Annotated in this window: 20 protein-coding genes; 7 read left to right on the top strand and 13 right to left on the bottom strand. The window is 68.4% G+C overall.

Going from position 1 to position 19,650, the window contains the following annotated elements; all coding sequences use genetic code 11:
• Window positions 1–310: 310 nt before the first annotated feature.
• Entirely contained in the window at window positions 311–4,948 is a 4,638-nt protein-coding gene (locus ACFY3N_RS27230; protein WP_390819377.1) for an FtsK/SpoIIIE domain-containing protein, read from the bottom strand.
• A gap of 303 nt (window positions 4,949–5,251) precedes the next feature.
• Here ACFY3N_RS27230 and ACFY3N_RS27225 point away from each other — a divergent pair, with 303 nt between their 5' ends.
• Window positions 5,252–5,551 carry a WXG100 family type VII secretion target gene (locus ACFY3N_RS27225; RefSeq protein ID WP_006133193.1) on the top strand — a complete coding sequence of 100 codons (300 nt, stop codon included), beginning with the start codon at window positions 5,252–5,254 and terminating at the stop codon, window positions 5,549–5,551.
• Between the two features lie 50 nt (window positions 5,552–5,601).
• Here ACFY3N_RS27225 and ACFY3N_RS27220 read toward each other — a convergent pair whose 3' ends face one another.
• From ACFY3N_RS27220 to ACFY3N_RS27180, 9 genes are all read right to left on the bottom strand, one after another.
• Window positions 5,602–5,784 (bottom strand): hypothetical protein, encoded by a 183-nt coding sequence (locus tag ACFY3N_RS27220; RefSeq protein ID WP_390819376.1) that lies wholly within the window; start codon window positions 5,782–5,784, stop codon window positions 5,602–5,604.
• A gap of 87 nt (window positions 5,785–5,871) precedes the next feature.
• Entirely contained in the window at window positions 5,872–6,489 is a 618-nt protein-coding gene (locus ACFY3N_RS27215) for a hypothetical protein (RefSeq protein WP_390819375.1), read from the bottom strand.
• Entirely contained in the window at window positions 6,486–7,106 is a 621-nt protein-coding gene (locus ACFY3N_RS27210) for a hypothetical protein (RefSeq protein ID WP_390819374.1), read from the bottom strand. Before ACFY3N_RS27210 ends, ACFY3N_RS27215 begins: the two co-directional genes overlap by 4 nt.
• Before the next feature lie 25 nt (window positions 7,107–7,131).
• Window positions 7,132–7,551 (bottom strand): hypothetical protein, encoded by a 420-nt coding sequence (locus tag ACFY3N_RS27205; protein ID WP_390819373.1) that lies wholly within the window; start codon window positions 7,549–7,551, stop codon window positions 7,132–7,134.
• Between the two features lie 12 nt (window positions 7,552–7,563).
• Complete coding sequence (locus ACFY3N_RS27200) at window positions 7,564–8,823, bottom strand: hypothetical protein (protein WP_390819372.1); 1,260 nt, start codon at window positions 8,821–8,823, stop codon at window positions 7,564–7,566.
• 128 nt (window positions 8,824–8,951) lie between these two features.
• Complete coding sequence (locus ACFY3N_RS27195; RefSeq protein WP_390819371.1) at window positions 8,952–9,239, bottom strand: hypothetical protein; 288 nt, start codon at window positions 9,237–9,239, stop codon at window positions 8,952–8,954.
• Between the two features lie 33 nt (window positions 9,240–9,272).
• Window positions 9,273–10,307 (bottom strand): hypothetical protein, encoded by a 1,035-nt coding sequence (locus tag ACFY3N_RS27190; protein WP_390819370.1) that lies wholly within the window; start codon window positions 10,305–10,307, stop codon window positions 9,273–9,275.
• Entirely contained in the window at window positions 10,295–10,945 is a 651-nt protein-coding gene (locus tag ACFY3N_RS27185; protein WP_390819369.1) for a hypothetical protein, read from the bottom strand. The genes ACFY3N_RS27190 and ACFY3N_RS27185 overlap by 13 nt, the downstream gene beginning before the upstream one ends.
• A 321-nt stretch (window positions 10,946–11,266) precedes the next feature.
• Window positions 11,267–11,938: a hypothetical protein gene (locus ACFY3N_RS27180; protein WP_390819368.1), complete on the bottom strand. Its 672-nt coding sequence runs from the start codon at window positions 11,936–11,938 to the stop codon at window positions 11,267–11,269.
• Window positions 11,939–12,100: 162 nt separating this feature from the next.
• On the opposite strand from ACFY3N_RS27180, the gene ACFY3N_RS27175 reads away from it, so the two are divergent.
• Window positions 12,101–12,616, top strand: a complete 516-nt coding sequence (locus ACFY3N_RS27175) for a hypothetical protein (RefSeq protein WP_390819367.1) — start codon at window positions 12,101–12,103, stop codon at window positions 12,614–12,616.
• 38 nt (window positions 12,617–12,654) lie between these two features.
• On the opposite strand, the gene ACFY3N_RS27170 is transcribed toward ACFY3N_RS27175, so the two are convergent.
• The 3 genes from ACFY3N_RS27170 to ACFY3N_RS27160 form a co-directional block, all read right to left on the bottom strand.
• Window positions 12,655–12,963, bottom strand: a complete 309-nt coding sequence (locus ACFY3N_RS27170) for a helix-turn-helix domain-containing protein (RefSeq protein ID WP_390819366.1) — start codon at window positions 12,961–12,963, stop codon at window positions 12,655–12,657.
• Window positions 12,960–13,340 carry a type II toxin-antitoxin system RelE/ParE family toxin gene (locus ACFY3N_RS27165; protein ID WP_390819365.1) on the bottom strand — a complete coding sequence of 127 codons (381 nt, stop codon included), beginning with the start codon at window positions 13,338–13,340 and terminating at the stop codon, window positions 12,960–12,962. Before ACFY3N_RS27165 ends, ACFY3N_RS27170 begins: the two co-directional genes overlap by 4 nt.
• A 146-nt stretch (window positions 13,341–13,486) precedes the next feature.
• On the bottom strand, window positions 13,487–14,215 hold the full coding sequence (locus ACFY3N_RS27160; protein ID WP_390819364.1) for a hypothetical protein: 729 nt from the start codon (window positions 14,213–14,215) through the stop codon (window positions 13,487–13,489).
• A gap of 561 nt (window positions 14,216–14,776) precedes the next feature.
• Here ACFY3N_RS27160 and ACFY3N_RS27155 point away from each other — a divergent pair.
• The 5 genes from ACFY3N_RS27155 (at window position 14,777) to ACFY3N_RS27135 (ending at window position 19,632) form a co-directional block, all read left to right on the top strand.
• Window positions 14,777–15,505: a hypothetical protein gene (locus tag ACFY3N_RS27155; protein WP_390819363.1), complete on the top strand. Its 729-nt coding sequence runs from the start codon at window positions 14,777–14,779 to the stop codon at window positions 15,503–15,505.
• Between the two features lie 17 nt (window positions 15,506–15,522).
• Complete coding sequence (locus ACFY3N_RS27150) at window positions 15,523–16,377, top strand: hypothetical protein (RefSeq protein ID WP_390819362.1); 855 nt, start codon at window positions 15,523–15,525, stop codon at window positions 16,375–16,377.
• Entirely contained in the window at window positions 16,374–17,681 is a 1,308-nt protein-coding gene (locus ACFY3N_RS27145; protein WP_390819361.1) for a CpaF family protein, read from the top strand. The genes ACFY3N_RS27150 and ACFY3N_RS27145 overlap by 4 nt, the downstream gene beginning before the upstream one ends.
• A 62-nt stretch (window positions 17,682–17,743) precedes the next feature.
• Window positions 17,744–18,706 (top strand): type II secretion system F family protein, encoded by a 963-nt coding sequence (locus ACFY3N_RS27140; RefSeq protein ID WP_390819470.1) that lies wholly within the window; start codon window positions 17,744–17,746, stop codon window positions 18,704–18,706.
• Between the two features lie 14 nt (window positions 18,707–18,720).
• Window positions 18,721–19,632 (top strand): type II secretion system F family protein, encoded by a 912-nt coding sequence (locus ACFY3N_RS27135; protein WP_390819469.1) that lies wholly within the window; start codon window positions 18,721–18,723, stop codon window positions 19,630–19,632.
• The last annotated feature ends 18 nt before the right edge of the window (window positions 19,633–19,650 follow it).

Here is a 19,650-nt window from a genome sequence, read left to right as displayed (position 1 = left end):
GTCCATCCGGGCCGCAACGCCGGGGGCCGCACGGTCACCCTCCGGCACACGGACATCCTCGGCGGCGTCTGCGACGACGTCCTCACCCTGAGGCGGGTCACGGAGAAACGGCTCGTCACGACCTCCGCCGGCGCGGATTCCCGCCGCGAGGTCTGCAACCAGGCCGAGCACACGGTCCGCCTCACCCCGGCCGGCGACGACCCGGTCCACGAGTCGGACGGCAAGGACCCGGGGTCGCCGAAGGCCCGGCTGTCGAAGATCGAGCAGCCGCGGGGGCGGACTCCGGCGCGCCGGGCGGGCCGCCCACCGCTCACCCCGGCACCACGACCGTCCGCAGCTCCCCGTCCCCGAGGTGGAGCATGCCCTTGCCCGGGGCCACCTGGCCGCCGACCATCCCGCGGGACAGGCGTACGCCGATGAGGTCGCCGCTGGACGACTCCTGCGGCGAGAGCAGGATCCCGCGACGGGCCTTCTTGGCGTCGACCTGCCAGCCGGAGAAGCCGCTGCACACGTCCTCCTCGTCACCGGCGATGACCAGGGCGAGCCCGCGCTCGGCACCCCGGGAGACGAGCTTCTTCAGCTGGCTCTCGGCGTCGCAGTCCTCCAGGATCTCCCCGTCGTCGACGAGCACGGCGATCGGCTCGTCCGTCGACGCCCCGTCGATCAGCTCCTCGAACTCGTCCTCGTCGATGTCGTCACCGGTGAAGACCTTCAGCACGCCCTCCGTCCCGTCCAGCCCGCGCAGCGGCGACTGGCGCGGGGCGGCGACGACCAGGCGGGTGCCGTGCGCGAGGAACGACCGCGCGAAGTTCATCAGCACCGTCGAACGGCCCGACTTGGCCGGCCCCGCGATGACGAACGCCGGTACGCCGTCGGCCAGATCAGGGCCGAAACCGACGATCTCGTCGCCGCCGATACCGGCCAGCCCCCACAGCCTGGACCGTGACCCCTCCGGGTCGCGCAGCTCCCACGCCTCCGGGAAGGAGATCCGGCTCGGCAGGCTGTCCACCCGGAACGGCCGCCGCGCACGCGGCACTTCGGCGTCACGGACGGCCGCCGCCTCACCGATGGCCGTGAGCGCCGCCGCCTGGCCCTGACCGGTGGTGTCCTCGGCGAGCAGCGCGAACTGCGTCTCCGTACCGGCCTCGTTGCGGAAGGCGCGGCCCGGCGGGATCTCCTCCGGCACCTTCCGGACCGGGATGCCGAGCGAGGAGAAGTCGCTGCGGTCGGCCAGCCGCAGCCCGTACTTGTCCTCGGTGAGGGAGGCGATCCGGCCGACGAGCAGCGTCCGGTCACCGGTCAGGACGAGGTGGATGCCGACGCTCGCGCCCTCCCGCATCATCGTCTGCAACTCGTCGGTCAGCGAACCGTGGTCGATCTCGCCGAGCGTGGGCACCCAGCCCTCCCAGCGGTCCAGCAGCACCACGATGTGCGGCAGCCGCTCGTCCTCGGCGACCGCGGCCCGCTGCTCGCCGATGTCCGCGAACCCCTTGTCCGCCAGCAGGTCCTGGCGCCGGGAGAGCTCGCCCTTGAGCCGGTTGACGAGCCGGATCACCCGCTCGGTCTGGTTGCGGCCGACGACCGCGCCGCAGTGCGGCAGCCGGGTCAGCGCGTTCAGCGCGCCGTTGCCGCAGTCGATGCCGTACAGGTGGACGTCGGCGACGGAGTGGGTGCGGGCCAGGGAACCCGCGATGGTGCGCAGCACCTGGGACCGGCCGCTGCGCGGGGCACCGCCGATCATCAGATGGCCGAAGGTGGAGAAGTCGACGACGACCGGGCGGCGCGCCTGGTCGGCCGGCAGGTCCTCGACGCCGAACGGCGCCGGCGGCAGCCTGCCCGGTGCCAGGGCGACGGCCGGGACCTCGACCTCGTCGAGCAGCAGCGTCTCGTCCAGCGCGGGCAGCCAGGGGCTGTGCTGCGCCGGGATGCCCAGCGCGCTGTTGGCCTCGCGCACGGCGTCGACGAGCACCTTCAGGTCGGTGATCTCGTCGTCCTCGCGGACCTCCGACTTCGGCTTGCTCAGCGCGGCCCGCCCCAGGTCCTCCCAGGTCAGCGGCCCCACCCAGGGTGCGAGGGCGGCCGGGTCCGCCGCCCCGGGCCGCCGGCCACCGACCCGCCCCGACTGGAACGGCACCAGCGAGGCGTGCCCGAGCCGCGCGTACGCCCGGCCCGGGGTGCTCTTCGCGATGTGCCCGGCCTCCGGCGAGTCGATGACGTCCGTCGACTCCCCGGCGTCCGTCACCCGCAGGGCGATCCGGAGGTTGGTGTTGGCGCGGATCTCGGGGGAGACGACACCACTCGGCCGCTGCGTGGCGAGCAGCAGGTGGATGCCGAGGGAACGCCCCCGCTGCGCGATGTTCACGAGGCCCGTCACGAAGTCGGGCAGGTCGCGCACCATGGACGCGAACTCGTCGATCACGATGAGCAGCCGCGGCACGGGCGGGTGGGACGGATCCCGCCGCACCAGGTCCTGGTAGTCCTCGATGTCCTTGGCGTCCGCGGCGGCCAGGATGTGCTCGCGCCGCTTCAGTTCGGCACCCAGCGACTCCAGCGCCCGCTCCACGAGGTGGGCGTCGAGGTCGGTCACCATGCCGACGGTGTGCGGCAGCTTCACACAGTCCTTGAAGGCGGAACCGCCCTTGTAGTCGACGAGGACGAACGTCATGTTCTCCGGCGTGTTGGCGACGGCCAGCGCGGCGACGATCGTCTGCAGCAGCTCGGACTTACCGGATCCGGTCGTACCGGCGATGAGCCCGTGCGGCCCGTCCTTGCGCATGTCGATGCCGAACGGCCCGTCGTACGACTCGCCGATGACGGCGAGCGTCGACTGCCCGCCCATCCGCCACCGGGCGCCGATCGCGTCGGCCGTCGGCGGCTCGAGCTGGAGCACGTCGAGGAGCCGGCTGGAGCCGGGCAGCGCCGAGTCCTCCGTCTCCCCGCTGATGTCGCGCAGCGGCGACAGCGAACGGGCGAGCCGCAGGCACCAGGCCGGCGGGACGAAGTCCGGCCGCACGTCCTTGATCCGCTCCGCGCCCGCCTCCTCGACGCGCAGCCGCAGCCTGTCCGCCCGCTGGGCCCGACTGGGCTCGGGCGAGCCGGTGTGCCAGGCCTGGAAGGAGGGGAACCCGCCGCTCACCTGCTGCGGCCGGGCCTGCTGCTCCCGGTCGTCCTCCTCGGCCTTCGGCTCGGCGACGACGAACGCCTGGCACTCACCCGGCAGGAACCGCTCCTCGGCGTCGAGGCAGAGGGCGTACACGGACACGGACGGCCCCTCGCGCAGCAGCCGCACCACACCGGGAAGCGACCGCAACCGCCGCGAGCCGTCCCACACGACGACGATGTCCGGGTCACTGAACGTCGTGCCCTGGGACCGGTTCTGCTCGGCGGCCTTCTTGCGCGCGTCGAGGATCTGCGTCAGCTCACCGATACGGGCGCCCACGGTCTCGGCGTCGGTGCCGATGAGGACATTGACGTCCTGCCCGCCGGACGGCCGGGCGTGCGGCAGCCACCGCACCCAGTCCCAGGACGGCCGGGCGGCGTTCTCGCTCAGCACGTAGAACTGCACGTCCATCGGGCTGTGCAGCGCGGCGGTCTGCGCCACCGCCCACCGCCCGAGGGCCCGGGCGGAGTCACCGGGCCCCGCCACACCGATCACCCCGAGGGAGCGCAGGTTCAGCGCGACGGGCGCGTCCTCGATCTTCCAGGTCACCTGGCGCCGGTGGTCGTCCTGCTCGGGGTCGTCGAGCACGACCTCGGACGGCAGCCGCCCCGTCCCGAACCGCAGCAGCAGGTGGTCCCGGTCGGTCCGCCGCCGCTCCCACAGCCGGGTCCGCGGCCCGGTCCCCATCGACAGCACGGTCGCCGGATCGGGAACGGCGTGCCGCCGGTCGTTCCGCTCCTGGACCAGCGCCTCCTGCGCGTCCTTCTCGATCCGCTCCTTCTGCTCCTCGTACTCCTTGACCTGCTTGGCGTGGGACTTGCGCCCGTGCTTCTTGTCGTTGAAGTAGTTCGCGAAGAGCAGGATGGGGCTGAGCCCCGCCATGATCAGGTAGTACCAGCGCTGGAAGATCGCCACCATGACGACCGCACCGACGAGCGGCGTCAACGCCATCAGCCACGGCAGCGGCCGGGCCTCGTACTCGCGGGGGGCCGACGGAAGCCGGAAGCTGGTCTGCCGCTCGGCCGGACGCAGCCGGGGCGGCCGGTTGTAGTCGAGCCCGATGCCGTCGTCGGACCACTTGAGGGCGGCGTCGGGTGGGGTGTAACGGGTCAGCTGGAGGAGGGTGTTGCCGATCCCGATCTGCGCACCGAGGGGCCAGTCGAACCCGTCGGCCTTCTTGCCGGCGGTCTCCTCCCCACCCTTCCGGCGCTCCTTGCGCTTCTTGCCCTCCTTGTCGCCCTTCTTCTCCTCTTCGGGGCCGGCGATCGGCTTCCCGTCGAGGGTGACGCCCTCCTCGTCGCAGTGGAGGACGACTTGACACGTCCCGTCGGTGGCGACGGAGAGGGTGAGGGCCCGGCCGTCGACCTCGGGGTCCTCGACCCGGACGTACGAGGCCGCCCCGCTGCCGATGTCGTACCGCCCCACCCCGAGCCGGTGCACGAACCCGGCGGCCGGCCCGCCGACGACCCGCAGCTCGACCAGCCCCGACGGCTCACCGGGCAGACACCCGGAAGGGTCCTGGAGCGACACGACTGCCCCGTCACGCAGCGGCGACCCGACGACGGTGGCGCCGGGATCGACGGCGTACCCGTCCACGTACACGGCGGGCGCACCGCCCGCGGGAACCTGCCCCTGATGCCCGAGGGGAATGACCTGCGCCCCGCCGCGCCCGACCTGCGCGGCCAGCTCCCGCGCGATGTCCCCGACAGTGGACTCGGGATCGGCATCGAGTACGACGTCGGCGGCGTCCCCGCCGAACGGATCGACGACGGTCAGAGTCAGGCGCACGCTTGTCCTCCCCAGGCCCCGTGACCGCTTCCACCCCGCGCGTCACAGTCCCGCCGACGATATCGGCTCACACCCGGGCCGGGGCAGTCGGGGAGTCCGCCCGTATTCCCGACAGCAACGGCATGCACGACTTCACACCGGCGCCTTCACAAAGGCGGTATGTGCCACCACAGTTCACCCCCGTAAGCTGCTGCCGCAAGAGCGGACGATCGCACCGGCGGCCCCAGCGGCCCCGTGCCGACAGTTCCGCAAACAGGGAGCCACGGGGGTTGGCCCTGCGGCGTTGCGAGAGGGAGCGGCTTCATGGCCAAGGACCTTGACATCACATATCAGGACATGCGGGAAGCGGCCAAGCATGTCGTGAAGGAGAAGGAGAAGCTCCAGGAGAAGCTGGACGGCCTCCGCAAGTACATCAACAACCTGGTCAACTCCGGCTACGTCACGAAGAGCTCCTCCAAGGCCTTCGACGAGAACTTCGACGAGTTCACCAACGGCGCGAAGACCACGCTGGACGGCCTGGACGGCATGGGCGACTACCTGACCATGGCCGCCGACAAGTTCGAGCAGATCGACGACGAACTGGCGAAGGCCGCTCGCAAGTAAAGGCAGGGTGCCGACCCGGTGCGTTCGGACGTCGAACGCACCGGGGGCCGTCAGCTGTCGGGGTACGGGTGTCGAAGTGCGTACATGCGGAGCTCGCTGCGGAGTTCCTCCGTGTCGACGCGCAGCCAGGAACCGTCACGGAAACGGATCAGCAGCATTCGCGTCTCGAACTCGCCGGAGAAGGTATCGACGAGTGCGGCTTCGTCTGCGGACAGGCGGGCGACGACCTGCATGTGCTTCTCCCGTCCCACGCTGACGCGTTGGGGTGGAGCCGCGAGAGGGTTGGCCGCGGCTTGGAGCACGTCCGCCGTTGTGGAATGTCAAGGGACAAAAATGCCCAAGGTGTGGGCCAGTTGCTCCAAGTCCTTGCTGGCGTACATGATGCGCGCGACATCCTCCGTGGCAGTCCAGAGCACGATGTCGGCTCCGTGCTCCGAGATCTGCCAGGCGTAACGGATGCAGGCCAGCAGGTGGGGTGAGTCCGTTTGCGGGACGTAGCGGAAGGTGGTGAGGCCGTCCCCCAGATTCCGGGCCTGGAAGGTCTTGACGACGGGGGGTTCCGCGGCGGTCGAATCGTCGGCCAGTGTCAGGGCGCGAAGGGTCTCCATCCGAGGACCGCTGGATGGTCCGATCGCTGCGAAGACGGGCAGCGGAAGGTCGGTCGGGTGGTCGAGGTGGAGGAAGAGCCAGTGGTCGGACCCGGGTGGGGAAAGGGCCTCGGCGCAGCGTTCCAAAGTGCCGGCTACAAAGTCGACGCCATGTGGCCCCGGATCAAGCTCACGGTCCAGCCAGAGATCCTCGGCCTCCTCGCGAGCCCAAGCCTTGATGTCCTCCCATTCCTCGAATGGTTCTATGTCCCCGGAGCGCGGCGGCACAATTGACCACGGGTATGCATCGATGTACTCGATATCGATGACCGGGAAGAAGGGCTCGCTCATCCGCGCCTCCATCGGAATGTTGTCATCACTGCGTCAAACCATTCGACTAGGGCTTCTGCCAGGTCATCCCTGGGGTCTCCGTCACCGACGGTCGAGAACGCGGCAATGAACCAGCGATTGGGGTCTTCGGGCACTGACATGATGTACTCAACCCGTCGGGAGGCGAGTTCCACGCCCTTGCCGGGATCTGCCTGCACGATGTGCTCGCGGCGCACGGCAAGGGCCCCATCGATTTCCCCTGAACTCCAGTCGCCACCGTCGACTCCGTCTCGCGACAGGAGTTGAACTGCTACTTGGGCAGGGTAATCTAGCCCCGTATCCCGACCGCGTCTCGGAAGTAGATCCTCCGAGACAATGATCGATGCGCCAAGGTTGACCTCTGCTGTGGGTTTGACTGGCAAATAAAGATCCAGGGCGTTGCCACGCTGAGCCTGGGAAACAGCAGCTCGAAAACGTCGTTCAAGTTCGCGCTTATACGGGCCGATCTTATCCTGCGGAGCGTTGTCAGGGATGGCAGCGAAGGCGGTGTCAAGTATTCTCCGGACTGCTTCTTCGGTGCCTTGGCGCAATGGGATCTGTTCCCATTGACTGGGCAGTAGGACACGGTATCCCGTCACGGGAGGAAGGTCGACTTTTCGATCTTCAGGTGGCACTCGTGAACTCCCTGCGATTGAGACGCCAGATACCGGCCAGTCCTGCGGTGCCGGCCAGAACGGAAATCCACAGAACCCCCACCCCTTGGAGAACGGCGAAGGCCAGGCCGTAAAGCAGGTAGAAGCGCAGAGACCAGTTGACGATAGTGAGATCATTACTCAACTGTTGCCAGTCCCGGGGCCTGCGGAGAAGGTAGATCAGAATTCCGGGTGTGATCGAGAAGAGGGACCACTCCCAGGTGGGCATGGGTAGCAATTCGTCGCCCAGAAGTTCATCGCTCATAGGGGTAATGAGCAGTCGGAGCAGAGCCAGTAGGAAAATCCATTTGACGGCGCCCACGCCGTAGGCAATACGACGTTCTCGGTCACCCTGGTTGTCAGGCTGTGCAGCTGGTGCTTGCTCGGTCATGCGGCCCCTTCCTCACCATTGCGACGTGCCTGGCACTGGCGCCGTCATGCGGTCCTTCATCCTGCTGTATGCGTCATCAGTAGCGTAATCAGCGCTCTTGTCCGCTGTATCAAGCCCGGTGCTGACTGCCCATGACCCTTGCAGCGCGTCCTTATGGCGCTCTGCTTGGCGTGCGTTGTCCGCCAGCCCGGTGTTGTCAGGGTAGGCGTCACGCCACTTCTTGATGTCCTTCACCTGCTTAGCCACCTGCGCATCACCGAGCACACCGGCCTTTTCCTGCGCGGTGATCTGCGGCATCTCTGAGTCGCGGACCTCGTTGGAAGCCTTCTTTCCTGCAGCGCGGTTCTCGCCTTCCAACCGGAGGCGACGGGCGCGTGCACGCTCACGATTCCTGCTGGAGGTGCCTCCGCGCTTCCTGGCATTCCGGGCGGCAGTCTTCCGTGCACCGGAATTGGCCTGCGCGGCCCGAGCAGTAGCGCTGTCCTTCGCCAGGCCAGCCGCAGTCTTCCTAGAGCTCTGCTGTAAAGCCTTGATAGCCTTTGCGGCCTTAATGCCATTTCGCGCCATTTTTAGCGCGCCGAGGTCCATTACGACGTCGAACCATGAACCGTTGCCAGTTGCTGCTTGGGCAATATGGATAACGGCCACAACGGCGGTCAGAGCGAGAGCGATGACGCCTACAGCGGGGAAAAACATGGCGACGACGCCCACAATGGTGGCTGCCCAGCTGGCCCAGTCTGCGATTTTTCCGAGCCATTCCGCGTCGGCGACCCATCCTTTAATGTCATTCCAGAAGCTGTCCTTCATGTCGTCGTCGATGGATGAGCGGATCTTACTCGCAAAGTGACCGGCGCGCTCTCCGTAGTCTCCCTCTGCAGTGTTCAGACGTTTACGGGCGTCCTCAAGGTCTTCCTTCGCTTGCTTGAGGACCGGGTTCTCTTTCGCGGGCTCGGACGATTTATCCTCGTCCTTCTTGTCGGGCGTTTGCTTGTCATCCTGATTGTCGGTGTGACTATCGATGACCTGTTGGGCCTCCTTTGCGTCACGGAGAGCCTTGTCCGCCTTCTTCTGGAACTCCTCCAGTTCATCGGACCAGTTGGAAAGATGGCCCTGCACCTCGCGGTACCGGTCCTCTGCCAGGTCAAGCTTGCGTCCTAGACCTCGAGCATTTTCGGCCAGTTCGTCGGCATAGTCTCCCTTTAGGTTATCGGCATCCGCCATGGCAGTGAGCGCGGCTGCCTGGGTGCGCAGGTATTCGGCGATCGTCTTCATGTGCTTGACCTGGCCGCGGATTCCCACAGGGTCACCGGGCACAGGATCGCCCTCCCGTAGAGGGCTCCAGTCCTTGGGTCTTGCCATTCCTGTCCCCCACGTGCAGTGATTTAGTAGCCAGTTGGCTGCTATTTATCCTTCTTGCCGGCCTTTGCTAGTTCATCGTCTAGGCCCTTGAAAGCGTCCCGGGTTCCATCCACCATTTTTCCGACGTTTTCCAAGTCTTCCAATAGGCTTTTCCGGTTGTCATCCCAGTTGTCAATGAAATCTGTCATCGCCTCTTTGAGTTCACTGGCGCCGACTACCGACTTTATGTCGTCTTTCCATTCGTTCAGCTCTTTGAATTCTTTTTGGATTGCCTTAAGTTGTTTCGCGGAGGTGCTGAGGAGTGTGAAATCGACAGTTAGGTCCGACATTTAAGTTCCTGCATTTCGATCACGTTGCTCATGTCAGCGATTAATGGCTTGGATTTCTTGAACGGCTACGTCCTGAGTCGTCCCGAACGTGCCGTCGGGAAGGGTGCCGCTCTCACCGGTTGTGCTCTCCCAAGAGATCTCCCAGGTCACAGTGGCCTGCAACTCATAGGTCTCCCCTCCGGACGCACGCAGATACGTGATCCCGCACGGGGGCTCCTCGTCGGCCTTGCCCTTGGCGTACGGCGCGCCGATGGAACCGTCGTCGTTGATGGCGCACTCGCCGGAGGCGGGGAACAACGTGGCGTCCTCGGTGCCTGGCTCCAGCTTCAAGGAGACAGGCTTGGCAGTGGTGGTCGAGGAGAGGTTCCAGCCACCGACGTCCAGGGTCGCAGTGACGGACACCTCGTGGAAGTCGGCCTTGTCCAACCAGGCCCACGTCGGGAGGTTCACTTTGGTGACATTCTCCGGCCTGAGTGTGACCTCGGTATCGGGAACCTTGATCTCGTTGTAGGCGAGCTGGGCCAGGGTCTCGGCGTCGATGGCGTTCTCCACGGGCGGTTCGTCACCGTTGTCGACCCAGAAGTCAGCCTCGCCGCAAGCCAGGTAGTCGTCACCCTCTAGGCGGTCCCAGTCGTACACGGCGCCCCAGAACATGCCCTCCCCCGACTTGTCTTTGTTGAAGTCCTTGTAGGGCTTTCCGTCGACATAGCGAGCTGTTTCACCGGCATAAGCCTCGCCAGCACCACTGAAGTGCCCCACGTTCCAGCGCTTTTTGAACTCCTTCTCATACTCCTCAGGAGTCCACAGCGGTTCATACCAGCAACCGGGTGGATCGTAGGTACCCACAGGGGCTGGGGTACCCGTCGACTCGCCCGAGCCGTTCCTGGACGTGTTGAAGGTGACTTGCGAAGTGATCGTTCGGTCCTTGGCATCGCCGCTTGCGTTGGTCTCACCACCGCGGGAGCCTCCGAAGCCGGTGCCTGCGTGCGCCGTGCCGGTTGCCACCAGGGCACCGACGGACAGCGCCAGAACCAGAACCGCTGTCCTGCCTGCCCTCACGGTGTGCACTTCGCGCTCCCACGCTGCGAGTGGACCTCTGTGGTCACCCAGACACCCGTGTCGTTGAGTTTCAGTCGGCTCAGGTAGTACACGTACGAATCGTCCGAGGGCGCGCTGCGATCGACCTTGCCCGTCTTGCGGAACTTGTTAAATGCCTTGCTCTCGTCCGCGCAGAGGGTGACTGCTGCCGTCTTTTTGCCGGACATGTTGACAGTCGGGGAGTAGTAGCGCGTGGTGCCAGTGATGGTGGCGTCATGGTCCACGAAGGTCTGCACCCACTTCGCGGCACCGACGAGTGCCTCCCCTTCGTAGTAGAACTTCAGGGCTGCGGAATCGGGTTGACTGTCCGTGATGGCCCTGTTGACGGCCGTCATGGACCGACCGGCATCCGCGAGAGCGGCGTCCTTGTCCTCGTCACCCATACTCCAACCCTCGAAGACTTCTTTGACATCACTGGGAAGTGACAGGTCGGGACGGCTGATGGAAGCCGAGGCGTTGGGCGATGCGGATGTCTTCGTGTCGTTGGTTTCCGCCCCGGCAATCTGGTCATCGTCACTGGGCTTGTCGCTCCCGCCGCCACAGGCCGTCAACAGGAGGGCTGCGGTCGCGGCGAGCGCGGTTGCAAGGGGCAAAGCACGGTGCTTCAAGAAGGGCTCCCCGTGAGACAAAGGATCAGTTAACGCACAGACGCTATCGAGGGCACCACGAGACACACCAGGCCGCCCCGGTCTCAGAGTGCACGCACTTGTGAATGTAGGTGCACAGACCGGAGAGGATCTGTGTGCGGGTTGCTTCCGGAGTGTCAGAGCGCCGAGGGGGACTTTCATGGGTCTCCGCTGCTGCTGTAGCCCGCCAGTAACAGTGCTGCGGTATCGGCCTGCGCCATTCATCCCGATGGTGGTGAGCTTGACCAGCGCGGTGGCGTCTGTACTCATTTCGCTTCCGCCCTTCAAAGCGAAGTGCTCCCTTCACTGGCACTTCGCTGCCTTCGTCTCGACGAACACCTTCGACGCCTGCCACAGGCTTTCTCCGGTGGGGTACTTGACCATGATGATCTTGTAGTGGTCAAAGTCCTTGATGCTGGGCTCGGTCTTGAGGACCTTGCCGGTTTTAATCTCCTTGCCGTAGAACTTTCCGGCGTCCGCACAGAACGCCACCTCCACCGACTTGCCGTTCGCAGTGGACCGAGTGGCGGCGTCGTAGTGGCGCAATGTGCCGGTGGCGGTCCAGCCGCCTTCGATCCAAGCGTTGATCTGCGTCTCCGCGTACTTCAGCCCGTCACCGGTGGCATACGCGGCGACGGACGCGTCCTCGGTCGTGCGCTTGTCGACGCCCCGGTAGATGGCCCGGAAGAAGTTGGCAGCGTCGTCCATCGCGGCCGCCTCGTTCTCGTTCTTCGGTTTTTCCCAGTCGAAGACCAGGTTGATGTCCGCGGGCAGGGACACGTCCACGCCGTCCGGCTTGTCCTGTGCCGGTGCTCCCGAGGGCTCGGCCGACTTGCTCGGCTTCTCCGTCCCCTGGTCGGCGCCGGCGATCTTGTCGCTGTCGCCGGACTCGTCGTTCCCGCCTCCGCAGGCCGTCAGCATCAAGGTTGCGGCGGCGGTGAACGCGACAGCAACGGGCAAAGTGCGGCGCTTCACAGTGAGCTCCCCGTGAGACGAAACGTTTCCAGTGCACTGACGATATCGGTGGGGTTATCGGTTTCACCACCGCGAACTATCCGACGAATGAGCCGAGATGACGGCTTCCGGCGGCATCGATGGGGGCGTACGACGGAGAGTTGCTCCGCCTACGCTGCGGTCATGGTCTTCATCTCGCACCGTGCTCTCCAGGGCAGCCGTGGGTACCGGCTGGCCGTCGGTGTCGTGCTCTTCCTCATCTGGGTCCTCCTGGCCGTCGGGCTCACCGCCGCGGCGGTCACGGGCCGGGTCGGGTGGCCGGCCCGGCTCGGATTCGGCGCCGGGGCCGTCTCCGTGTATCTGCTCGTGTGGTGGAGCGCCCGGTTCTGGTGGTCGGCCTTCTGCCAGGGGCGGCGTGAGGAGGCGGTGGCCGAGCCGGACGCCTGGCCCTGGCTGTTTCCCCCGGTGATCGGCGGTGTCGCCCTCGCTGTCTCCGGAGTGGGGATGCTGAGCCGCGGGGACGGTGGTGGGTGGTTCGGGTTGGTGCTCGGCCTGGTGCTCGCCGGTCCTTCCCTCACGATGATGGTCCTGCTGGTGGGGGAGTGGTTCTCCGGGCGATCCCGCCGCGACCCTGTGGTGCCCGCCCAGCCCGTCGAGCCGCCACGACCCCGGCGGGACTGGGGGCCGATCGGGAGGTGAGCGGGGGCGCAGGGGCGGCCTCCGCGGCCTCTCCGTGGTCAGGCCGCGTGGTCCTCGAAGCGGAATTCAGGGCTGGTGCGCGGGTCGATGCGGGCTCCGGCCTCGAGCGCTGTGGCCAGGCGCTCGATCAGCTCGAGCGTGGGGTCGACGCCGCTCTCCTCGATGGCTTCGATGTCCTCTTCGGAGAGCGCCGCGCGTCGGGCCAGCTCCGCTGTGGTCCAGCCGAGGGCCGAGCGCCGGTCGTGGACCGCTTGGGCGAAGTCCATGCGGCGGCCCGCGGCACGGTACGCGGGGTCCTCGCGGTGTTCCGGCGGGACCTTCCAGCTGGTGTGGTATCCGCTGCTCATAGGGCCTCCTCGTCCCTACTGTAAACGTCGTGCTCACCGGCCGGCGCGTGTTCCGCCTCGCATTCCTTCCTCGCTCGCTGCGCACGCGCGACTTCGTCCCGCTCCCGCATCCTGGTTTTGCGGAAGACGGTGAGAAGGACCGCGCGGCGCCCCGGAGCGAACCAGTAGGTGACGCGCACCGGCCCGATGCGTAGCTCCCGTAGGCCGTCGCCGAGGTGGCTGGCGAGGAGGAACGGCAGCGCGGGGCCGTCGTCGGCGAGCCTGTCTGCGAAGCGTTCGACGGCTCGGTAGTCCGCGTGCGGAAGGGTTTCCAGCCAGGCGCGCACCTCCGGCTCGACTTCGATGGTGTAGAGGTCCGGGGCCGGTGGTTCCGACATGACCGTTCCGTTCATAGGCGTGGACGCGTGGATACGTACGGTGTCCACACAAACGGGTGGCCGCCGGCCCGCGGGCCGAGTGCCCCGACCATCACCCGATCAGGGCACAGCCGACCGTCCCTGCCTCCTGCGCGGTCATCGGTGTGTCAGCCCAGCTTCGTGTTCTGTGCCTTCACCACCGCCGGAGCCAGTTCCGCGTCGCTGGGCCTGGCGTTGGCGATGGCCGAGCCGTTGACCGAGAAGTAGACGCCGACGACCTCGCCCTTGCGGACGACCTGGGTGTGCATGGTGTGCGAGGCGCCGCGGAAGGCCATCGTGGACGCGAAGCCGAGGGTCTCGTCGCCCGCCGGGGTGACGTCCTCCGGGGTGACGGAGTCGTACGCGCCGGTGCCGCCGCTTCCCTTGGCCGTGAAGCCGTCGCCGCAGGCCGCCACGGCCTTCTTCACGCCGGCCATGGCGGACTGCGCCGCGCCGGACGCGTAGGCGGTGAGCGTGATGTAGGTGTGTGCGCTGTTCAGGCCCTTCGCCTCGTCCGCCAGTACGCGCGTGAGGTCGGCCTGCGGTTCGCCGAGGGGGAGTTGGTTGATCGCGTACGCCAGGGGCGCGCAGGCCGGCTTGTCGAGGGTGACCTCCTTGGGCGACTTGGCGAGGGCGAACTCGTCGCTGTGCTCCTGCACCGAGAAGCCCTTCACGTCGGCGGGCGCGACCATGAGCCCGGCCAGCTTCTCGGCGGGGGTGGGCTGCTTCGACTGGGAGGCGGAGGGGCGGGGTTCGCCCGTCGTCTTGTCCGACTCGCCCTCCCCGCCGCACGCGGTGAGCGTGGTCAGGGTCATCAGCGTCAGGGCGGTCGCGGCGGCCGCCGTGGCTCGGTTCATGTGGGGGTTCCCTCGGGAGTTCGTGGGGTCGTGGTTGTGTGGGGGCGGATGGCGCCGGGGACGTCACCGGTCGAGCGGCTCGCGCAGCGCGGTGGACGGTTCGGGTACCTGCGTGCCCGTCGTCTGTGCCGCTGCCGTACGCCCGTCGCCGGGACGGGCGAAGATCATGGCATGGCCGCCCGGCGTCCTCGTGAGTGAATCGTGCAGGGCTCATGTGCGGTGCGTGAGGGGCCGTACGTCCTCCGTGGCCGGTGGGGCGTCTCGGCGGTTCGCTCGCGCACAGGTGGTCCGCCGGGCCCAACTGGGTTGTTCAACAGTGAAATTGCAGATGAGTAACGGTGTGCGGGGCGAGGTCCGTGAGCCGGGATCGGCCTTGAGGGGCTTATGTGTGGCTGATACGGTGCGATGGCTTGACACTCGCCCCAGCGCTGGCCGTTCGCCCAGGTCGGGTGGGCAGGTCCGACCCGTCGCGCATGTCTGCGCGCGAGCGGACGGGGGTGAAGTGTCCGGAGTTTCAGGGAACTTGGCAGACATCGTCTTGGGTGTACGGGGAGCGGTTGCGTGAAGATCCAAGAGCGTACGGGGGCGGGCGCCGGTCGTTCCGCGGCACCGGCCGGGCCGGCGGTCGGTGAGCGGCTTCCCACTCCGCCTCGCGAGCGCAAACCCGCGCTGGCCGCGCTGGCGGTCCTGTTGATCCTGGTCGGCGCGCTCGGCGCCACGATGCTCGTGCTGCAGGCCGGGGACCGGATCGAGGTCGTGAAGATCACCGCGGAGATCCCCGCCGGACAGGCGGTCACCGACGCCAACACCACGTCGGTCATGGTCGCCGAGGACCCGGGGATCGACTATGTGAAGTGGTCGCAGCTCGCCACCCTCAAGAAGCTCAAGGCCGTCAGCACGATCCCGGCCGGAGTCGTCGCCGTCGGCCAGATGTTCGGCGAGGAGGCCAAGGTGCCCGCGGGCAAGGCCCTCGTCGGGCTCTCCCTCAAGGAGGGGCAGTACCCGACCGGACTGAAGTCGGGGGACACCGTCGCCGCCTACCGCGTCGGCGGCACCGCCCGGTCCGGCTCCGATGACGCCGACGGCGGTTCCTCCGGCGCCACCGGGGGAAGCGACTCCGTGATCGTGGAGCAGGCGCGCGTGGACTTCGTCCAGGCCGTGAAGAGCGACGACATCGTCAGCAGCACCAACCTGCCCGTCACGCTGGTCGTCGACAGCGCCCGGGCCGCCGAACTCACCCAGGCCTCCTCCAACGGCGAGGTGGCCCTCGTCCTCGTTCCTGGCAACTAGAAGGCGGCACCCGACCCATGGCCCTCATCGCCCTCGCCGCCGACAAGGGTTCCCCCGGCGTCACCACCGCGGCCGTCGCCCTCGCGGCGGTCTGGCCGCGGCGGGTGCTGCTCGCCGAGACCGACCCGGCGGGCGGTGACCTCGTCTACCGCAGTGCCGCCGCGCACGGCGGGCCGCTGAACCCGAACACCGGGATGCTGTCCATCGCCGCGACCGCGCGCCGCGGCCTCGTGCCCGACCAGCTCTGGGACCACGTGCAGCCGTTGAGCGGCGGGCTCGAAGTGCTCGTCGGGCTCGGGATCGCCGAGCAGGCCGCCGGGCTCGCCGGGCTCTGGCCGACGCTCGGGCACGCCTTCGCCTCGCTCGCCGACTCCCCGCACGCGCCCGCCGACGTCATCGCCGACTGCGGACGGATCAGCGGGGACACCCCGGCCGTGGAGCTGTTCCCGCACGCCTCCCTCGTCCTGCTGATCTCGCGCACCGAGCCCGAGGCGCTCGCGCGCGTACGGGACCGGGCCGCCGCGCTCGCCGGCAAGCTGCACGGCGGGCCGCGCGGTGCCGCGAGCCTCGGCAACCCGGTGATCGGCGTCGTCCTGGTCGCCGACACGGGCGACGCCGCCAAGCTCGCGTCCCAGGTCAACGACATGCTCGTGCACGCGCAGACCGGCGCCCGGGTGGTCGGCACCCTCGCCGACGACCCGGCCGGCGCCGAGCAGCTGGCCGGGCGCAGGCGCGGCCGGCTCGACAAGTCGCTGCTGATCCGTTCCGCGCGCAAGGTGACGGCGGACCTCTACCAGCAGTACGGCGCCGTCTGGGCGGCCACGTCCGCCCAGGCCCAGCAGCCGCCGCAGGCGCACGGGGCCGGGCGATGACCGCTGTCGACCACCAGCTGGTCAAGCGGTTCCGTCAGGACGCCGGTGACCGGATCGCCGAACAGCGCCGCCTGGACCAGGTCAACGGCGTCACGCCGATGTCCACCGAGGACGAGCGGCAGTACGCCCGCGCCGTCATCGCGCAGATCCTGGAGGAGTACGCCCGCGCGGAGATCAACGCGGGCCGTACGCCGCTGGACGCGGAGACCGAGGAGCAGTACGCGGCCGCCGTGCACGCCGCGCTGTTCGGGGTCGGGCGGCTCCAGCCGCTGCTCGACGACCCCGAGGTCGAGAACATCGACATCAACGGCTGCGACCAGGTGTTCGTCGGCTACTCGGACGGCCGTGAGGTGCGGGGCGAGCCCGTCGCCGAGACCGACGAGGAGCTCATCGAGCTGATCCAGGTGCTGGGCGCGTACTCCGGTCTGTCGTCCCGGCCCTTCGACTCCGCCAACCCCCAGCTCGACCTGCGGCTGCCGGACGGTTCGCGTCTGTCGGCGGTCATGGACGTGACGCGGCGGCCCGCGCTGTCCATCCGGCGGGCGCGCATGGGCAAGGTGTTCATCTCCGACCTCGTCGGCAACGGGACGCTGACCCCCGAGCTCGGCCACTTCCTCGCCTGCGCCGTCCGCGCCCGCAAGAACATCATGATCGCGGGCGCGACCAACGCCGGCAAGACGACCCTGCTGCGCGCCCTCGCCAACGAGATCCCGCCGCAGGAGCGGCTCATCACCGTCGAGCGGGCGCTGGAGCTGGGGCTCGACACCTTCCCCGACCTCCACCCCAACGTCGTGGCGTTCGAGGAGCGGCTGCCCAACTCCGAGGGCCAGGGCACCATTTCCATGGCGGAGCTGGTGCGCCGGTCGCTGCGCATGAACCCCTCCCGTGTCATCGTCGGCGAGGTGCTCGGTGACGAGATCGTGACCATGCTGAACGCGATGTCCCAGGGCAACGACGGTTCGCTCTCCACGATCCACGCCAACAGCTCCAGCGAGGTCTTCAACCGCATCTCCACCTACGCCCTGCAGGCGACGGAGCGGCTGCCGATCGAGGCCAGCCAGATGCTGATCGCGGGCGCGGTGAACTTCGTCGTCTTCATCCAGCGGCGCAACGACTACCAGAGCGGCGGCCGCCTCCAGCGCATGGTCACCTCCGTGCGCGAGGTCAACGGCGTCGACGGGCGCGTGCTGTCCAGCGAGGTGTTCGCGGAGGCCCCCGACGGGCGGGTCACCGCGCACGCCCCCATAGCCTGCCTGGAGGAACTGATGGCCTACGGCTACCGGCCCAGCGGAACGTGGGGGTGAGCCCGGTGACCCGGACGACCACCGACCTCGCCGCGCCCGGATCGCTCGACTCGCTCGGCGCCATGGGCGGCCTGTTCTCCACCACCGTCCTGTACGCGCTCGCGTCCGGCGTCGCGGTCGGCGGCGGACTCGCCCTGCTCGCCGTCGCCGTACGCGGACTGCCCGCCAGGCCCGAGCACGAGAAGCAGAAGGCGGGCGAGCGCGCGGGCGAGCTGATCCGGTTCGCCGGCCGGCGCGGCTCCCTCGCCGTGCTCGTCGGCCTCGCCGTGCTGCTGCTGACCCGCTGGGCGGTCGCCGGTGCCGCCGCCGCCGTCCTCGTCTTCTTCTGGGACCGGCTCTTCGGCGGCGCGGGGGAGGAACGGGCCGCGATGCGGCGCGTGGAGGCGCTGGCCTCCTGGACCGAGTCGCTGCGCGACACCATCGCCGGCGCGGTGGGCCTGGAGCAGGCCATCCCGGCGTCCGCGCGGGCCGCCGCGCCCGTGCTGCGCCCGCACCTCGACGCGCTCGTGGACCGGCTGCGCGCCCGCACCCCGCTGCCCGACGCGCTCCAGCAGCTCGCCGACGAGATCGACGACGCCTCCGCCGACATCATCGTCGCCGCGCTCATCCTCAACGCCCGGCTGCGCGGCCCCGGTCTGCGGCAGGTGCTCGGCGCGCTCGCCAAGTCGGCCCGCGAGGAGGTCGACATGCGGCAGCGCGTGATGGCGCAGCGCGCCTCCACCCGGCGTTCGGTGCAGATCGTCGTCGCCGTGTCGATCGCGTTCGTGCTCGGACTGTCCATCTTCAACCGGGAGTTCGTCGAGCCGTACGGCACGGCGGTCGGTCAGCTCGTACTGGCCTGTGTCTGCGGCCTGTTCGCGCTCGGCTTCTGGTGGCTGCGCAAGCTGTCCACCATCGAGACGCCCGAACGGTTCCTGGTGCGCGACGAGTCGGGGGTGCGGTTCGTGCGTCCGCGTACGCCCGGTGCCGTACCGGCCGCCCAGCAGCGGTCGCCGCTCCAGCCGGAAGAGGGGGTACGCCGGTGAGTGACGAACTGACGATGCCGGTCGTCGTCGGCGCGGTCATCGGACTGGGCCTCTACGTCCTGGTCCGCGCGTTGATGCCGACCAAGCGCAGCGCGCTCTCCCAGGTCGCCCGGATCGACGCGATGCGGGCGCGCGGCACGGCGTACGAGTCGGCCCGGACGGCGGCGCGGGACACCGGCCGTTTCGGCTCGCTGCGAGCCGAAGTGGGCTCGCGGGTGGCCGAGTTCTACCTGCAGCAGGGGTGGGAGCAGCGTTCGCTGCGCGCGGACCTCGCCGTCCTGGAGCGCAGCTGGGAGAAGTTCCTGGCGACGAAGGTGCTGCTGGCGGTGGCCGGCCTGTTCTTCGGCCCGTTCCTCTTCGCCATCGTCTGGACGCTCGCCCTCGCCGACAGCCCGATCGTCCCGGTGTGGATGGCCCTGCTCTGCGCGGCGCTGTTCTTCTTCCTGCCCGACCTGGAGGTACGCCGGGACGCCGCCGAGAAGCGGCGCGACCTGCGCCGGGTGATCGGCGCGTACCTGGACCTGGTGTCGATGAGCCTGGCCGGCGGGCGGGGCCTGCCGGAGGCGCTGATGGCGGCGGCCGAGGTGTCCGACGGGTGGGCGACGCAGCGCATCCGCAGCGCCCTCGCCGACGCCCGGATCACCGGCATCAGCCAGTGGCAGGCGCTGGGGCAGCTGGGGGAGGAGCTGGGCGTGGAGGAGCTCAAGGACCTCTCCGCGTCGCTGGCGCTGGTCGCGGACGACGGTGCCAAGGTGCGCGAGTCCCTCGCCTCCCGTGCCGAGACCATGCGGCACCGCGAACTCGCCGAGATCGAGGGCAGCGCGGGTGAGAAGTCCCAGTCGATGCTCGTGGCGCAGCTGCTGCTGTGCGCGGGGTTCCTCGTGTTCCTGATCTTCCCGGCGGCGATGCGGGTGTTCCAGGTGTGAGAACCGCGAACCCCGAGC

Origin of the sequence: Streptomyces sp. NPDC000348 (assembly GCF_042898795.1) — a bacterium.
Taxonomy (GTDB): Bacteria; Actinomycetota; Actinomycetes; order Streptomycetales; family Streptomycetaceae; genus Streptomyces.
Note: the sequence above shows the minus strand (reverse complement) of the source record. Positions and strands in the feature narration are given on the sequence as shown.

Bases quoted from the DNA above. Each gene is read 5' to 3' on its own strand.
- ACFY3N_RS27225 (WP_006133193.1), top strand. From the start codon at position 5,252: ATGGCCAAGGACCTTGACATCACATATCAGGACATGCGGGAAGCGGCC.
- ACFY3N_RS27220 (WP_390819376.1), bottom strand. From the start codon at position 5,784: ATGCAGGTCGTCGCCCGCCTGTCCGCAGACGAAGCCGCACTCGTCGAT.
- ACFY3N_RS27215 (WP_390819375.1), bottom strand. From the start codon at position 6,489: ATGAGCGAGCCCTTCTTCCCGGTCATCGATATCGAGTACATCGATGCA.
- ACFY3N_RS27205 (WP_390819373.1), bottom strand. From the start codon at position 7,551: ATGACCGAGCAAGCACCAGCTGCACAGCCTGACAACCAGGGTGACCGA.
- ACFY3N_RS27200 (WP_390819372.1), bottom strand. From the start codon at position 8,823: ATGAAGACGATCGCCGAATACCTGCGCACCCAGGCAGCCGCGCTCACT.
- ACFY3N_RS27195 (WP_390819371.1), bottom strand. From the start codon at position 9,239: ATGTCGGACCTAACTGTCGATTTCACACTCCTCAGCACCTCCGCGAAA.
- ACFY3N_RS27175 (WP_390819367.1), top strand. From the start codon at position 12,101: ATGGTCTTCATCTCGCACCGTGCTCTCCAGGGCAGCCGTGGGTACCGG.
- ACFY3N_RS27170 (WP_390819366.1), bottom strand. From the start codon at position 12,963: ATGAGCAGCGGATACCACACCAGCTGGAAGGTCCCGCCGGAACACCGC.
- ACFY3N_RS27165 (WP_390819365.1), bottom strand. From the start codon at position 13,340: ATGTCGGAACCACCGGCCCCGGACCTCTACACCATCGAAGTCGAGCCG.
- ACFY3N_RS27160 (WP_390819364.1), bottom strand. From the start codon at position 14,215: ATGAACCGAGCCACGGCGGCCGCCGCGACCGCCCTGACGCTGATGACC.
- ACFY3N_RS27150 (WP_390819362.1), top strand. From the start codon at position 15,523: ATGGCCCTCATCGCCCTCGCCGCCGACAAGGGTTCCCCCGGCGTCACC.
- ACFY3N_RS27145 (WP_390819361.1), top strand. From the start codon at position 16,374: ATGACCGCTGTCGACCACCAGCTGGTCAAGCGGTTCCGTCAGGACGCC.
- ACFY3N_RS27140 (WP_390819470.1), top strand. From the start codon at position 17,744: ATGGGCGGCCTGTTCTCCACCACCGTCCTGTACGCGCTCGCGTCCGGC.
- ACFY3N_RS27135 (WP_390819469.1), top strand. From the start codon at position 18,721: ATGCCGGTCGTCGTCGGCGCGGTCATCGGACTGGGCCTCTACGTCCTG.